Here is a 14,564-nt window from a genome sequence, read left to right on the forward strand (position 1 = left end):
TATACCAGAGCGTATACCAGGGCACAAAAAAAGCACTTACGACTTGTCGTAAGTGCTTGATTTCGTTGGAGCCAGGAATCGGAGTTGAACCGACGACCTACTGATTACGAATCAGTTGCTCTACCAACTGAGCTATCCTGGCGAAACGGGAGATGATTTTTATACCGGAGAGTGAGGAGTGGTCAAGGAAAAATGCTGCGTTGCGTCCGCCGATGTGGAGCGTGCAGGGTTTGGCGCGACGGTATTGTTCTTGGAAAGGGGTGTTAATTCAATGCGAGCAGAAGGTTTGAGTAGCTGTCGACCGTGACTGTGGCGGAGGGTGGGATAACTATGGTTGAAGTGTATTCCACCACGATGGCAGGGCCCTGGAAGTGGTTGCCTGGTTGGAGGCGGGCTCGGTCGATGACGGCAGTGGCGTGAGGCTTGCCGTCGAAGATCGTCCGGGTCGTGCCGAGCCGGGCGCCCTTCGGAAGGTATGGGCCTGCATCGGGGGCGGTTGCGAAGTCCGGCTTGATCTGGCTGCCTCGGCTGCGAAGTCGGACGTTGACCACCTCGACGCCTTTATCCGGGTTGCGATGGCCATAGCGCTTTTCGTGCAGCGATTGGAAACTCTCCACCGGGTCGGGGCCGAAGGGGACGATTATTTCGAAGGATTGGCCCGCGTAGCGCATGTCCAGATACCGCTGGTGGCGGACATCGTCGGAGCGTATGCCTTCGGAGGCGAGCTCTTCGAGAGCCTGGGCTTCCAGTTCCGCGAAAAGGACCTCCAGTTCTTCCTTTGCCAGACTGTCGGCCTGTCGCATGATGGTGCGCGAGTAATCCTTTACCACGTCTGCCATGAGCATGCCCGTGGCAGAGAGAATGCCGGGATTGACCGGGATGAAGACTCGTTCCATGCGCAGCAGCCGGGCCAGGGCCGCGCAGTGCATGCCGCCTGCCCCGCCGAAGGAGAGCAGGGTGAATTCACGGGGATCATGGCCTTTTTCCACAGAGATGACTCGAATGGCGCGCTCCATGTTCGTGTTGGCCACGGCCAGCACGCCTTCGGCCAGCTCAGCAGGGGCCATGCCCAGCTCTTTTGCCAGGGATTCCACCCCCTGGCGCGTGCTGGGTTCGTCCAATTGCATGCCGCCTCCCAGGAAATGCTCCGGCACGATGCGCCCGAGGTAGAGGTTGGCGTCGGTGACGGTGACCCGCTGCCCCCCCTGCCCATAGCATATCGGGCCGGGAGTCGCGCCTGCGCTCTCAGGCCCGACGGTCAGAGAGCCGCCTGCATCCAGCCCGGCGATGGACCCTCCTCCCGCGCCTACAGTGTGGATGTCGATCATGGGCACTTTCACCGGGTAGCCGGAAATCGCGGACTCCATGGTCAGGGGGAGTCCCTGGTCCATGAGGCTGACGTCCGTGCTTGTCCCGCCCATGTCGAAGGTGATCACCTTATCGAAACCGGCCTGCCTGGCGATTTCCAATGCCCCCACCGCACCGCCCGCCGGGCCGGAGAGAATGGTGCGCACGGATTCGTGCATGGCTGTGGTTGCGGAAATGGAGCCTCCGTTGGACTGCATGACACGCAGGGTGTTGCCGCTGACGGCCCGCTCCAGATCGGTCAGATAGCGGGTCATAATCGGTGAGACATAGGCGTTGACCACGGTGGTCGAGGTCCGCTCGAACTCTCTAAATTCGGCCAGGATTTCGTGAGACAGAGACACGGGGATGCCCAACTCTTCAAGCAGCTCGCCCATGCGTTGCTCATGTTCCGGCCGGAGAAAGGAAAAAAGGAAGCAAACGGCCACGGACTGCGCTCCGGACCGTCGGATGCCGTCCACCACTGCACGGGCCGCGTCATCGTCGAAAGGTTCTATGATATCACCCGTGAAGGTCGTTCGTCCGGGAACGCCGAAGCGTCGCTCTTCCGGGACGATGTGAGGCGGCTTGCGGTAGGCCAGGTCGTAGAGGCGGCTCCTGTTTTGGCGGCCAATTTCAATGACGTCGGTGAAGCCCGTATTGGTGACCAGGGCTGTGTTCACGCCCTTGCGTTCGAGAATGGCGTTGGTGGCCACGGTTGAGCCGTGGACGATGGTCATGCCCTGATTTTTGATATCTTCGCCGAGCCCGAGGTCGGCGGCAATGCGGCGGATGCCGCTGATGACCGCCTCCGCCGGGTTGTGCGGGGTGGAAAGCGTCTTGTAGGCCTTGAATCCGGTTTCAGTAGCGTAGATGAAGTCGGTGAACGTGCCGCCTGTGTCGACACCGAGAATGAGCATGCAGCCTCCGGGGCGAGTTAGTCGAGGAGCCAGTCCAAGGCTTCCCTCCTGTTGAGGAAGGAGCGGAACACTATGGAGCGGTTGGAGGACACGGTGTCGAAATCCAGTTCGCTTTTCCAGGCTTCTCCGCTGATGAGGGCCGCGGTGCGAAGTCCCATACCCTGGTATCCCACAGCGTCCGCGCTGTCCGCCAGCAGGATCAGGTCATGGTAGTCGAGTTGGAAGTCCATGTCGCGATAATCGATCAGGATGCGATTTAGTCCATGCTTCAGAGCTGCATCCCGGTATTCCCTGGCCCATTTGACGATGGGCCCGATGGCGTCCACTTGTCCACTCACGATCACAGAAAGGTATTTATCGGTCGGATGGAATTCGAACCGGGTAATTTCCGTTGTCATTCACGCCCCCTATCTACTGAAGGGAAATATACTGCAAAGCTCCAGAGTTGACCAGCCGGAATAGTGTCCTGAGGCTCGGTGTGGGGTTGGTCCGATCTTTGTAAAGTGAAGTGAAACAAAGAGGGAAGACAGCCTGTCTCCAGGGGTTGGAGTTGCCGATATTGGCTGCAACGGGCTGAAATACTGACTCTTTGGGCATGATCCGCCGCGCCGATCGGCAGGGTGGCGATCATGCGGGGCTCGACACAATTGTTCAGCCCGGGCCGGGCAGTGAGCAAAATTGTCAACCAGCTTGGAGAAGCCATGGCCCGACACGCCAAGCAAGAGAGTGAGCAACTCCATACGGTATTCGTCTATGGAACCCTGAAACGGGAGTTCTCCAACCATTATTTTTTGCGGAACGCAAAGTTCGTCGGATCTGCCAGGACCTGCGAGCGGTATAGTCTTTACGTCGACGAGTTCCCATTGGTCTTTCGCGGCGAGCCTATCTCGCAAATCAGGGGGGAGGTCTACGCGGTGGACGACCCCACGCTGACCAGGCTTGACTCCCTGGAAGGGCATCCCCGCGAGTACAGGCGGGAAGAAATAGACGTCCAGCTCCAGTCCGGGGAGCGGGTTAGGGCGTGGATGTATTTTTATCCCGAACGAAATGGGCGGCTCATATCAAGCGGCGAGTACAAGCTCACCACCGGCCTGGGGCGCGAAGTGCTTTGACGGCGTCGCTGCCTAACTCCGAAAGCTTATTTCTCTATGGTCAGGCGGTATGCGCAGGGCGCGAGGAGTTCTATTCTGGCCTTGTCGCAGGAACTTCCGGTGTTGGTGCATTGTCCGGCCTTATGCTGAATGTAGGTCGGACAACCCTTGTCGAATTTGACTATCCATCCCAGAAACTGGGCTTCCTCTCCTGCCTTTTCATGAACGGTCTGGGCCTTTGTGTAGGTCGTTTTTTCACCGTTTTTCAAAGTGCGTTCAGGGAGTTGCCTGAGGCTCGGGAAAGCGTTGACGTAGAACTGGACGGTCAAATCCCGTCCTGATGCGTTGATCATCTCCACGTGGACGGACTCGCCGTCGGCGAAAGCGGGAAGGGAGCATGCAAGAATGCCTGCAAGGATCAGGAGTGGCATTAATCTGTACATGAGGCCTCGCGGGGTTGTGGGTTGTCACAAGGAGCGTCGCCGACTTCATGTCCGGTACAGAAGGGCGGGAGCGACTACATGAGGACATATTCAAGCGAATCTGGTATAGCATGACTGTTTTATTCTGTACACTTGGAGGTGTGCCGTGCGGATAGTCCTGACCTATATCCATCACAATTGTTTTGTCATGAAGACGCCAGGTCGCTGTTATCTCTTTGATTATCCGAACGATTCACACCTCCCTCCCGAGGCCGGAGAACTGGTGGCGCGGGCCGTGGCCGGCACTGATCTGACCATATTCATCTCCCATGGTCACGAGGATCACCTCAATAGCGACATCGTATCCGTTGCTCGGGAGGCCTCCTGCGTCCGTTATGTGCTGTCGGACGACATGGAGGAAATGCGGCCGGAGGTCATCCCGCCGGGCCGGGAGGTGCTGATCGTGGAGCCCGACGAGACCTATCGTTTTGGCGGCCTCGAGATCCGGACGCTGCTTTCCAACGACCTCGGTGTGGCTTTCCTCGTTTCCGACGGGAAGCTCCGTTTCTATTACGGCGGAGACTTGGCCAAGTGGATATGGAAAGCGGCGTCGGAACAGGAGCGGAAGTTCACGAGCGAGTTTTTTCGTCGGGCCATGGAGAGGGTGGCCTCCTTCTCGCCCCACGTGGCTTTTTCCAACGTGGACAGGCGGCTGGAGAATCTTGCCGGTGGGCTGGAGGCATACAGCACGGCGGGGGCGAGGGTCTTTGTGCCCATGCACACCTTCGGGGACACTGCCTGGTTGGCCGGTTTCAAGGATCTTCCCGGAGCCGACGGGGGAGACGTGTTTGTTTACCGCCACCCCGGCGACAGTGCCGAGTTCATTATTTGAGTTTACAGGCTATGGGGGAAGTTGTTATTTAAACCGTCTTGAATAACTGACAAATCATCGAGTTAAAACCATGCGTAAATTTCAGCTGTACCTCTTGGCCATCCTGCTGCTCGGACTCTTTCTCGCCGTGCCCCGGAGCGCTGTGGCCGCGACCAAGGCCAAGGAAGCGGTCTCTATCCCGGCGGACGCCACACCGAGCCAGGTGCGGGATATCATGGCCGGTCTGACGGACGAGCAGGTTCGCAGCCTGCTGCTTGAGGAGTTGAAAAAAGAGGCGGCTCCGGTCGAGAAGAAACCCGAGGTCCGAGGATTGGCTCTGCTCATCCATCAGCTTCGAAATGATGCAGGTCTCGTGCGCGAACGGTTCGCCTATCTCTTTTCCGGTGCGGCCATGGCTCCGCGCGAGCTGCCAAAGGCCTTGAAAAGGCTGGTCGGCGGCGACGCGCAGATGCCCGTTGGACAATTGCTGCTGGCCATCGCCGTACTTACCTTGCTCTGGGTCGTCGGGACGATCCTGTTCAAGCGCAAGACCGTCACGGCCCGCAAGGCGCTGTCGCGGCTCCCGGAAGGCGCTATGTGGTACAACAAGATGGGGCGGCTGTTCCTGCGCGCCGTGCTGGACCTTTTCGGCGTGGTGGCTGTAGGCGTGGTGGTCCTCGCCTGTTATCTGGCGGCCTTTCACGGCAATGCGGCCAAGCCGGTGATCATAGCCTGGCTCGTGGCCATGTTGTTTCTCGCCCTGGTCAAGATCGCGGCCCGCTTCCTGCTGGCGCCGCACGCTCCGTCACTTCGCTACCTTCCCCTCTCCGATGAGGCCGCGCGCTATCTTTTCAAATGGACGGTAAGGCTGGCCCGGATCATGGCTACGGGCATGTTCGTCAACGCATTGCTGCGCTTCCAGGGCAGCGGAGAAGCCGTAAACCTGCTGGTCAACATCCTGTTCGGTTTTGCGGTGGCCTTCGTCATCACCCTGCTGGTGCTCTGGAACAAGAAGCCGGTAGCCGACGCCATCCGCGCCCATAGCGAGCCTGACGGTCTGCTCTCCCAGTTCGCGGACTCCTGGCACGTGGCGGCCATCGTCTACGTGCTCGGTTTCTGGGCTCTGTGGGGTCTCGCGTTGCTGCTCTTCGGCAGCGAGGTCCGTTCCATAGGCATTCTGACCCTGCTTACGGTGCCCGCTTTTCTGCTGGCCGACTGGGCCACCCAGCGGCTGGTGGCATTCGCCGTCGAGCTGGCCGGTCCCGAAGAGGAGGGCGGTGAGGAGGCAGGGGATTCCGGCAGGCGAAAGGGGCTGCACCGTTTTCAGCGGTTCCTGCGCCAGGGCTTCCGCATCCTGGTGGCTGCGGCCACGCTCTTTCTGCTCCTGCGCATCTGGGGCATCGATATCCAGATCGGTCGGGAGGCGGTGCGGGCGGCCATGTCCATCCTGCTGACCCTGGTCCTGGCCTACATTTTCTGGGTGTTCATCAACGGCTTCATCGAACGCAAGATCAAAGCCAAGCAGCCGGGAGAGGAGCACGGCGAAGCCGGAGAGGGCGGGGGCGGCCCGGGAGGCGACCGGTTCTCGACCCTGCTGCAACTGGTCAAGAAGTTCATCTTCGCGGCCGTGTCCGTGGTTACCGTGCTGGTCATCCTTTCCTCCCTTGGCGTGGACATCGGGCCGCTGATCGCCGGCGCGTCCGTCTTCGGCATCGCCATCGGCTTCGGTGCCCAGACCCTGGTCAAGGACATCATCTCCGGCATCTTCTTCCTTATGGATGACGCCTTCCGGGTGGGCGATTACATCATCGTGGGCAAGGCGCGGGGCACGGTTGAGGCTATTTCGGTCCGCTCCTTCAAGCTCAGGCACCACCTGGGCCCGCTGTTCACCATCCCGTTCGGCTCGGTCAAGGAAATCCAGAACATGACGCGCGACTGGGCGATCATGAAGCTGCAGTACCTGGTGCCCTTCGATACCGACATCCAGCAGGTCAAGAAGATCATCAAGAAGATCAACAAGGAAATCCGCGCCGTCCCCGAACTCAACGAGTTCATGCTCGACGACATCAAGAGCCAGGGCGTCAAGGCCATGGAGGAGTACGGCATGCGCATGCGGGTCAAGTTCATGACCAAGCCCGGCGGCCAGTTCACCCTGCGCAAGCTGGTCCTGGCAAAGATGCGCAAGGAGTTCGCCGAAGCGGGTATCGAGTTCGCCAAGCCGCGCGTTTCCGTGACCCTGCCGAGCGAGCCGCGTCTTTTGCCGGAGGAGGAGAGCCTTGTGGCAGCCGCGGCCGCCAAGACCGTGGAGCAGGACGACAAGAAGGGCAAGAAATAGCAAGGCGGTCGCCGGGCCGGAGGGGGAGCCTCTCCGGCATGGCTGCCACGAATCCCCTTGTTCCGCCCGCCGGTTTCGGGTTACCGTTGACCGGCAACTCAAACGAGACCTGAACCAGGAGCCTTTTCTTGATAGACAAGGAACATCTGCACGCGTTTTTCTATCCCGAGACCGTGGCTGTGATCGGCGCGTCCGCCACGCCCGGCAAAGTCGGGCACACTATCGTCGCCAACATGATCGGGGCCGGGTACAAAGGCAAACTCTATCCGGTTAACCCCAAGGCGAGCGAAATTGAAGGGCTCCCCGTGGTCAACGACATCGCGGGCCTGCCTCCCGGACTCGACCTCGGTGTTATCTCGGTGCCCCGTCAGTTCGTGCTGCCGTCAATGGAGGCCCTGGCCGAGCGCGGCACCAAGGCGGCCATCATCATCACCGCCGGGTTCAAGGAGGTGGGACGCGAGGGGTATGAGCTGGAGCGGGAGATCATCGAGTTGTGCGAGCGGACCGGCATGGCGCTCCTCGGCCCCAACTGCCTGGGCATGATCAACACGGCGGTCGGCGTCAATGCCTCGTTCGCCACGGGTCAGCCCAAGCCGGGTTCCATCGCGTTCTTTTCCCAGTCCGGAGCCCTGTGCGTGGCCATCCTGGATTGGGCCCTGGGCGAGAACATCGGGTTCTCCAAGTTCGTCAGCCTGGGTAACAAGGCGGTCCTGGACGAGGCGGACATGCTCGACTACCTCAACCGCGACCGCGACACTTCGGTCATCCTCGGCTATGTCGAGAACGTGGAGCACGGAGACGCCTTTCTGGAGGCGGCGCGCAGGACCTGCCTGAACAAGCCGGTGATCATGATCAAGTCCGGCACCACGGCGGCGGGTGCCAAGGCCGCTTCATCGCACACCGGGGCCATCGCCGGGTCCGACCAGACCTACACCGCCGCCTTCCACCAGTCCGGCGTCATCCGGGTGGGTGACGTGGCCACGCTCTTCAATCTGGCCCAGGCCTTTTCCAGCCAGCCGCTTCCCAAGGGACCCAATCTGGCAGTGGTCACCAACTCCGGCGGGCCGGGCATCCTCACGGCGGACACGGCGGACCGCTCCAGCCTGACCATGGCCGCGCTCTCCCAGCGGACCATCCAGCGGCTCCAGGATTTTCTCCCCAGCTACGCCGCCTTCTACAACCCGGTGGACATCATCGGCGACGCAGACGCCACTCGCTATCGCAAGGCCGTCGACGTGGTGGCGGACGATCCCATGGTCCACGCCATCCTGGTCCTGCTCACGCCTACGGCAACAGTGCAGATCGAGGAGACGGCCGAGGCGCTCATCCATACGGCCCGGCGCAGCGGCAAGCCCGTGTTCGCCTGTTTCATGGGCAAGACCCGTGTGGCCAAGGCAAGAGACATGCTCATGGAGGCCGGGATTCCCTGCTACGCATTTCCTGAGGCGGCGGTGCGCTCCATCGAGGCCATGTACAAGTATTACATCTGGAAGCATCGCCCGGAGTCCGAGTATGCGCCTGTGGAGCGCGACTTGGAACAGGCCGCCAAGGTTATCCGGGAGCACGAGCGGCGCAGCCAGCCCGAGATCGTCGAGTTCGAGGCCCAGCAGGTGCTTCGGGCCTACCATCTGCCCACGCCCGCAACCACGCTGGCCCGCTCCTCGGACGAGGCCGTGGCCGCCGCCGAGGAGATCGGCTACCCCGTGGTGCTCAAGATCGCTTCGCCGGACATTTCCCACAAATCCGACGTGGGCGGGGTCAAGGTCAACCTGCAAGACGCGGGCGAGGTCATGGCCGCCTTCAAGGACATCACGGCCCGGGCGCAGCGTATGCGCAGGGAAGCCTACATCGCGGGCTGTCTGGTCCAGGAGATGGCTCCCGCCGGCGTCAAGGAAGTGATCATCGGCTTCAAGCGGGACGACCAGTTCGGCCCCATGCTCATGTTCGGGCTCGGCGGCATCTACGTGGAGATCATGAAGGATATCGCCTTCAAACTGGCTCCGCTCTCGCGCCGGGATGCCTTCGAGATCGTCCGCGAGATCCGGTCCTATATGCTGCTCAAGGGACTCAAGGGCGAACCGCCGGTGAACTTCGCCGCCCTGGAGGATATCATTCTGACCATGTCCCAACTGGCCCTGGACTTTCCGCAGGTCCTGGAGGCCGAGTTCAACCCGGTGCTGGTCAACAATGAGCGGGCCATCGTCGCAGACGTGCGCATGACCCTGCGGCTGAAGGACCAGTAGGGCGGGCTAGCGCTTCCGCAGTTCGGTCACGCTTTCACCGCCAATGCCCCAGTTGTCGGTGTCCACCTCGTCGATGATGACGAAGGTTGTCTTGGGGTTCTTTCCCAGTACCTCCTCCAGAAGCCTGGTCACGCCTTTGATCAGTTCTTTTTTCTGTTGGGCTGTGGCGCCTTCCCTGGTGATGCGGATATTGACGAACGGCATGGCTTTCCTCCTGTTTCGGTTTTGCGGCCCGGAGAAGGACCGTCACGTTTTTTTCTAGCAGACCGATGCCGGGGTGCAAACCCATGCGGCGTACAACCGGTAATCCGAGAAGTACTTTTCCCGGTTTTCCCCTTGCCAAACCGGGCAGGCGATTTATTATTTTCCCCATCATGCGACAGTACACCATCGGCACCGGCACCCTCTTCATTCGCGAAGGAGACATCACGCGCCTGGACATTGACGCCATCGTCAATGCCGCCAATTCCCGCCTTGCGGGGGGAGGAGGCGTGGACGGCGCCATTCACAGCGCCGCCGGATACATGGAATTGCAAGGGGCCTGCCGGGCCATCATCGACGAGATCGGTTCGCTTCCCGCAGGGGAGGCGGTCATTACGCCCGGCTTCAAGCTGCCCGCCAAAAACATCATCCATACCGTCGGCCCCATCTGGCGCGGCGGTGGTCAGGATGAGCCGCGCAAGTTGCGCAACGCCTACCTGAACAGCCTGAAGCTGGCCGCAGAAAACGGTCTGCGAACCATCGCCTTTCCCGCCATATCCTGCGGCGTCTATGGATATCCCGTGGAAGACGCCGCGCACATCGCGCTCTCGGCCCTCAAGGAAGGGCTGGAAGCCGGACTGGTCGGCGAGGCGGGCATGGTTCTGCACGGCCAGCCTGCCTACGAGCTGTGGTGTTCCGTCGCGGACGAAGTCGTGTAACCAAGGAGAAGACACGTGGAACTCAGAGGAACGACCATTGTCGCGGTCAAGGACGAGAACGGCACCGCCGTGGCCGGTGACGGCCAGGTGACCCTCGGCCAGGCCGTGGTCATGAAACACACCGCGCGCAAGGTGCGGCGCATATACAAGGACAAGGTCACGGTGGGTTTCGCCGGGGCAACCGCCGACGCCTTCACCCTGTGTGAGCGGTTCGAAGCCAAGCTGGAGAGCTACGCGGGCAACTTGCTCCGGGCTGCCGTGGAGCTGGCCAAGGATTGGCGTACGGACAAGTACCTGCGCAAGCTGGAGGCGATGCTTCTCGCGGCCGACGGCGAACACGTGCTGGTGATTTCCGGCACGGGTGACGTCATCGAACCCGATGACGGCGTGGCCGCCATCGGCTCAGGCGGTTCCTACGCCCTGGCCGCAGCCCGGGCGCTCAAACGAAACACCGACCTTTCCGCTGGCGCCATCGCCCAAAGAGCCATGGAGATCGCTTCGGAAATCTGCGTTTACACCAACGATAACATCATCTTGGAATCACAGGAAAAAGAATAATCCCACACAACCCCCCCCCGCAGGCGTGTCAATCAAAAGACGCCTGACCGCTCCCCCCTCTCCGCAAAGCGGAGACAAAAAGTTTAGGAGGGGAGAAAGGGATGGGGGGTCTGGGGGGAAGGGGAAGAGGGGAAGCCCTTTACAAAGGGTTCCCCTCTTCCCCTTCCCCCCAGCCGCCGGAGGCTACATATCATGAGCAATTTGACTCCCAGAGAAATCGTATCGGAACTGGACAGGTACATCATCGGCCAGAACGCGGCCAAACGGATGGTGGCAATCGCCATGCGCAACCGCTGGCGTCGCCAGCAGATCGAACCGGAATTGCGGGACGAGATCGCGCCCAAGAATATCATCCTGATGGGCCCCACGGGTGTGGGCAAGACCGAGATCGCCCGCCGCCTGGCAAAGCTGGCCAACTGTCCGTTTTTCAAGGTCGAGGCCACCAAGTTCACCGAGGTGGGCTACGTGGGACGCGACGTGGAATCCATGGTCCGCGACCTCATGGAGATCGGCGTGAGCATGGTCCACAAGGAGGAGGCCGAGAAGGTGCGCATCAAGGCGGAAAAGAACGCCGAGGAGCGCTTGCTTGACCTGCTTCTGCCCCGCACCAAGCCCAAGCAGTCGACCGGTTTCTTCATGTCCTCGCCGTCGGGCGAGATCGAGGAGGCCGAGCCGCCCAAGGACGACACCACTCGCGAGAAGTTTCGCCAGATGTTCCGCCAGGGCCAACTCGACGAGCGCGAGGTGGAGCTGGAGGTCACGGTCCAGTCCGGCGCGCAGGTGGAGATCATGGCCATCCCCGGCATGGAGGAGATGGGCTCCAATCTGCAAAGCGCCTTCTCCAACATGTTCCCCGGCAAGAAGAAGCCCCGCAAGATGAAGATCAAGGATGCCTATCAGGTGCTCATTGACGAAGAGGCGGACAAGCTCATCGACCCGGACGCCGTGAACGAGCTGGCACGCGAGCGTGTGGAGCAGCAGGGCATCCTGTTCGTGGACGAAATGGACAAGATCGCCTCCCGCCAGGAGGGCGCTGGCGGCAACTCCGACGTGTCCCGCGAGGGTGTGCAGCGCGATCTGCTGCCCGTGGTCGAGGGCAGCGTGGTCAATACCAAGTACGGCATGGTCAAAACCGACCACATCCTGTTCATTGCGGCGGGCGCATTCCATTTCGCCAAGCCGTCCGATCTGATTCCGGAGCTCCAGGGCCGTTTCCCCCTGCGCGAGGAGTTGGACTCCCTGCACAAGGAGGAGTTCTACCGCATTCTCACCGAGCCGAAGAACGCCCTGACCGTGCAGTACAAGGCGCTGCTGAAGACCGAGGGAGTGACAGTGGACTTCACCAAGGAGGCGCTGGAGGAGATCGCGGCCAACGCCGAGAAGATCAACGAGGAGACCGAGAACATCGGCGCGCGCAGGCTCTACACCATCATGGAAAAGATCCTGGCCAACCTCTCCTTCGAGGCCCCGGACAAATCCGGCCAGACCGTTGTCATCGACCGCGAATACGTCAAGGAGCAGATCGACGACGTGATCGAGGACCGCGACCTCTCCCGCTATATCCTCTAGACATGGCGAGCAAGATTGAACTCATCGGCGTCCCGCTGGACGAGAATTCCTCGTACCTGCGGGGCGCCGCTGCCGGTCCTGCGGCCATGGTCGAGGCTCTGCATTGCGACTCCGCCAACCTGTGGACCGAGACCGGTTTCGACATGGCTCCGGTGTTGCTGGACAAGGGGAGCCTGACGCTACCGGACGGCGAGGCAGCCATACGGGCAATTGAAGAAGCGGCGACTGAGGCCGGGCGTTCCGGCACGCCGATTTTTCTGGGCGGCGACCACTCCGTAACCTACCCTCTGGTCAAGGGATTGCGACGGGCCGTGGACGATTTCGCCATTCTTCACTTCGACGCGCATCCCGATTGCTACGAGGCCTTTGAGGGCAACCCCTATTCCCACGCCAGTCCGTTCACGCGGATCATGGAGGATGGTTGCTGCACGCGGCTGGTCTCAGTGGGCATCCGCACGGCTTCGGGCGAGCAGCGGGACGTGCGTGAGCGGCTGGGCATCGAATGGCTGGAGATGAAGGACCGGGCTGCCTGGCCTCGTCTGTCCTTTGATACGCCGGTCTATGTTTCCTTCGATCTCGACGTGCTGGACCCGGCTTTCGTCCCGGGCGTGTCGCACCACGAACCGGGCGGGATGAGCGTGCGCGAGGCGCTGGACATCCTGCACGCTCTCGATGCCCCCATCGTGGGGGCCGACGTGGTGGAACTCAACCCGAGCAGGGACGTGAACGGCGTGACCGCCATGGTGGCGGCCAAAATTCTCCGTGAGATCGCCGGAGTCATGTTGCGGAATGGAAGCTAGCGCTTGAGGGATTGCAGGATGCTTTCAACTTTCTTATAGCCCGGCCTGACGTTCTGGATGTGTCCCAGAACCTTGGCGGCGTCACGGTCATAGTGGGCTCTGGCGAAAACCTGGCCCATTATGTAGGCTGCTTCGATATTTTTTTCGTAGAGGGAGGAATCGAGGCGGATGGCCTGTTGGAATTGTTCCGCCGCCCGTCGCAGGTCCTTGCCTTCCACATAGGCCATACCCCGGTTGAAGGGGATTGTGGCGTCTTCAGGGGCGCGGATGGCGGCTTCTCCGTAAGCCTTGACCGCTTCCTGCCAGCATTTGCGGCGTCTCAGGAGCATGCCGAGCCGGTTGTACCATGACCAGTGGGCTTCGACCCGGTAGGCTCTGGCCAGCCTGGTGCACAGGGTCAGCAGTCCCTCTGCGGCCTCCTCTTTCCTGCCAAAAATCTCGTCGGCGTATTTGACGGCCATGGTTACGCACTCCGGCAGGCGTTGTGCGTGGGTCAATCTGATCGACTCCTCAAGGTAGGTCGCCGCCTTCTGGATATCCCCTCGGCCAAGATAGATTTCGCCGATTTCCCGTTTCCGTCCGGGATGGAGCGGGGAGAGATCGTCGATGCGCTCCAGATAGCGAAGAACGCCGTCCTCGTCATCGTCTTCCCGGTAGTATTCAACAATTTTCTTGAGTGGCTCAAGGTACATGGGCGCATTCTGTGCGGCCTGAAGGTAAAGCTTGAGCGCGTCGTCGCGTTTGGTGAGTCCCTTGAGCGCATCCCCCATGATAAGCAACCCAGCGGGGCTTCCTGGTTTGCGCTGCAGGATGTCCCTGGCCACGCCGTAGGCCAGGGCGAACTCCACATTGCCCAGCTTTCGCTTTCCCTCGCGCACTAGCTTGCCAATTTCATCCTGAGGAACCAGGGTGTTGGCGATCTTTTCGATGAGTACGTTGAGGGAGATGGGCTTGGTGATGAAGTTGTCCGCCCCTGCTTCCACAAACTGGGCGACTTGGTCCTTGTCTCCGTCGTTGGTCAGGACAATGACCAGCATATCCTTGTAGGCGGCTTTGAGTTCCTCAAGAAAGGGAAGGGTGGAGCGGCCATCGAGGTTGGCTTCAAGAAAGAGCAGCGGGTGCTTGTCGTGCTCTCGGTATATCCGGATTTCCTTGAACGCCTTTTCCTTGTTCGGGGAGAGGCGGATGCGCTCCTGATCGATTCGGAGCTCCTTGTAGAACGACTTGCGGAAGTTGTTGTAGAAGGTTCGATCCTGGCTGATGATCAGGAACAATCCGTCGTCACCGTCCACAAAGCGGTAGACGATGTCGCTATACTTGTTGATGACGTGGTCGTCAGCCTTCAGGAGGTAGACGCTTTTGGTCTCCAACTCCTGGTGCTGCTCCTCGATGTCCGTGGTGTCGCTCTTGACCACGTACACGTTTTTCATCCTGTTGCGCTTGGTCACGGCGCGCCTCCATGAGAAATTTCGATCCGCAAGAATCGCACGC

General features: G+C 60.7%; 13 protein-coding genes and 1 tRNA gene. 8 read left to right on the forward strand and 6 right to left on the reverse strand.

What is annotated here, in order from left to right:
• Positions 1–66: 66 nt before the first annotated feature.
• The 3 genes from GM415_RS10135 to GM415_RS10145 form a co-directional block, all read right to left on the reverse strand.
• Positions 67–142: transfer RNA gene (locus GM415_RS10135), tRNA-Thr, on the reverse strand.
• 121 nt (positions 143–263) lie between these two features.
• A complete protein-coding gene (locus GM415_RS10140) occupies positions 264–2,264 on the reverse strand; it encodes a hydantoinase/oxoprolinase family protein (protein ID WP_158947799.1) in 2,001 nt (666 codons plus the stop codon).
• A gap of 17 nt (positions 2,265–2,281) precedes the next feature.
• Positions 2,282–2,662, reverse strand: a complete 381-nt coding sequence (locus GM415_RS10145; RefSeq protein ID WP_158947801.1) for a hypothetical protein — start codon at positions 2,660–2,662, stop codon at positions 2,282–2,284.
• Between the two features lie 303 nt (positions 2,663–2,965).
• Between GM415_RS10145 and GM415_RS10150 the strand changes: the two genes are divergently transcribed.
• The gene (locus GM415_RS10150; RefSeq protein WP_158947803.1) at positions 2,966–3,376 is read left to right on the forward strand and encodes a gamma-glutamylcyclotransferase family protein; all 411 of its coding nucleotides are present in this window, start codon (positions 2,966–2,968) and stop codon (positions 3,374–3,376) included.
• 26 nt (positions 3,377–3,402) lie between these two features.
• Here GM415_RS10150 and GM415_RS10155 read toward each other — a convergent pair whose 3' ends face one another.
• Positions 3,403–3,798 (reverse strand): hypothetical protein, encoded by a 396-nt coding sequence (locus tag GM415_RS10155; protein ID WP_158947805.1) that lies wholly within the window; start codon positions 3,796–3,798, stop codon positions 3,403–3,405.
• A 145-nt stretch (positions 3,799–3,943) separates the two neighbouring features.
• Here GM415_RS10155 and GM415_RS10160 point away from each other — a divergent pair, with 145 nt between their 5' ends.
• The 3 genes from GM415_RS10160 to acs all read left to right on the forward strand — a co-directional run bounded on the left by GM415_RS10160 (position 3,944) and on the right by acs (position 9,226).
• The gene (locus GM415_RS10160; RefSeq protein WP_158947806.1) at positions 3,944–4,669 is read left to right on the forward strand and encodes an MBL fold metallo-hydrolase; all 726 of its coding nucleotides are present in this window, start codon (positions 3,944–3,946) and stop codon (positions 4,667–4,669) included.
• A 70-nt stretch (positions 4,670–4,739) separates the two neighbouring features.
• A complete protein-coding gene (locus GM415_RS10165) occupies positions 4,740–6,983 on the forward strand; it encodes a mechanosensitive ion channel domain-containing protein (protein WP_158947808.1) in 2,244 nt (747 codons plus the stop codon).
• Between the two features lie 128 nt (positions 6,984–7,111).
• Positions 7,112–9,226: an acetate--CoA ligase alpha subunit gene (gene acs, locus GM415_RS10170; protein WP_158947810.1), complete on the forward strand. Its 2,115-nt coding sequence runs from the start codon at positions 7,112–7,114 to the stop codon at positions 9,224–9,226.
• Positions 9,227–9,232: 6 nt separating this feature from the next.
• On the opposite strand, the gene GM415_RS10175 is transcribed toward acs, so the two are convergent.
• Positions 9,233–9,430: a tautomerase family protein gene (locus GM415_RS10175; protein ID WP_158947812.1), complete on the reverse strand. Its 198-nt coding sequence runs from the start codon at positions 9,428–9,430 to the stop codon at positions 9,233–9,235.
• A gap of 170 nt (positions 9,431–9,600) precedes the next feature.
• Here GM415_RS10175 and GM415_RS10180 point away from each other — a divergent pair, with 170 nt between their 5' ends.
• The 4 genes from GM415_RS10180 (at position 9,601) to speB (ending at position 13,073) form a co-directional block, all read left to right on the forward strand.
• Positions 9,601–10,146 (forward strand): macro domain-containing protein, encoded by a 546-nt coding sequence (locus GM415_RS10180; RefSeq protein WP_158947814.1) that lies wholly within the window; start codon positions 9,601–9,603, stop codon positions 10,144–10,146.
• Between the two features lie 15 nt (positions 10,147–10,161).
• A complete protein-coding gene (gene hslV / locus GM415_RS10185) occupies positions 10,162–10,704 on the forward strand; it encodes an ATP-dependent protease subunit HslV (RefSeq protein WP_158947816.1) in 543 nt (180 codons plus the stop codon).
• 192 nt (positions 10,705–10,896) lie between these two features.
• Positions 10,897–12,273 (forward strand): ATP-dependent protease ATPase subunit HslU, encoded by a 1,377-nt coding sequence (hslU, locus tag GM415_RS10190; RefSeq protein WP_199244285.1) that lies wholly within the window; start codon positions 10,897–10,899, stop codon positions 12,271–12,273.
• 2 nt (positions 12,274–12,275) lie between these two features.
• Complete coding sequence (gene speB, locus GM415_RS10195; RefSeq protein ID WP_158947818.1) at positions 12,276–13,073, forward strand: agmatinase; 798 nt, start codon at positions 12,276–12,278, stop codon at positions 13,071–13,073.
• Here speB and GM415_RS10200 read toward each other — a convergent pair.
• Positions 13,070–14,521 (reverse strand): response regulator, encoded by a 1,452-nt coding sequence (locus GM415_RS10200; RefSeq protein ID WP_158947820.1) that lies wholly within the window; start codon positions 14,519–14,521, stop codon positions 13,070–13,072. The genes speB and GM415_RS10200 overlap by 4 nt on opposite strands.
• Between the last annotated feature and the right edge of the window lie 43 nt (positions 14,522–14,564).

Origin of the sequence: Pseudodesulfovibrio cashew (assembly GCF_009762795.1) — a bacterium.
In the GTDB taxonomy this organism is placed as follows: Bacteria; Desulfobacterota; Desulfovibrionia; order Desulfovibrionales; family Desulfovibrionaceae; genus Pseudodesulfovibrio; species Pseudodesulfovibrio cashew.

Coding starts and splice junctions, on each gene's coding strand:
- GM415_RS10155 (WP_158947805.1), bottom strand. CDS start 3,798: ATGTACAGATTAATGCCACTCCTGATCCTTGCAGGCATTCTTGCATGC.
- GM415_RS10165 (WP_158947808.1), top strand. CDS start 4,740: ATGCGTAAATTTCAGCTGTACCTCTTGGCCATCCTGCTGCTCGGACTC.
- GM415_RS10145 (WP_158947801.1), bottom strand. CDS start 2,662: ATGACAACGGAAATTACCCGGTTCGAATTCCATCCGACCGATAAATAC.
- hslU (WP_199244285.1), top strand. CDS start 10,897: ATGAGCAATTTGACTCCCAGAGAAATCGTATCGGAACTGGACAGGTAC.
- GM415_RS10180 (WP_158947814.1), top strand. CDS start 9,601: ATGCGACAGTACACCATCGGCACCGGCACCCTCTTCATTCGCGAAGGA.
- speB (WP_158947818.1), top strand. CDS start 12,276: ATGGCGAGCAAGATTGAACTCATCGGCGTCCCGCTGGACGAGAATTCC.
- GM415_RS10150 (WP_158947803.1), top strand. CDS start 2,966: ATGGCCCGACACGCCAAGCAAGAGAGTGAGCAACTCCATACGGTATTC.
- GM415_RS10175 (WP_158947812.1), bottom strand. CDS start 9,430: ATGCCGTTCGTCAATATCCGCATCACCAGGGAAGGCGCCACAGCCCAA.
- GM415_RS10140 (WP_158947799.1), bottom strand. CDS start 2,264: ATGCTCATTCTCGGTGTCGACACAGGCGGCACGTTCACCGACTTCATC.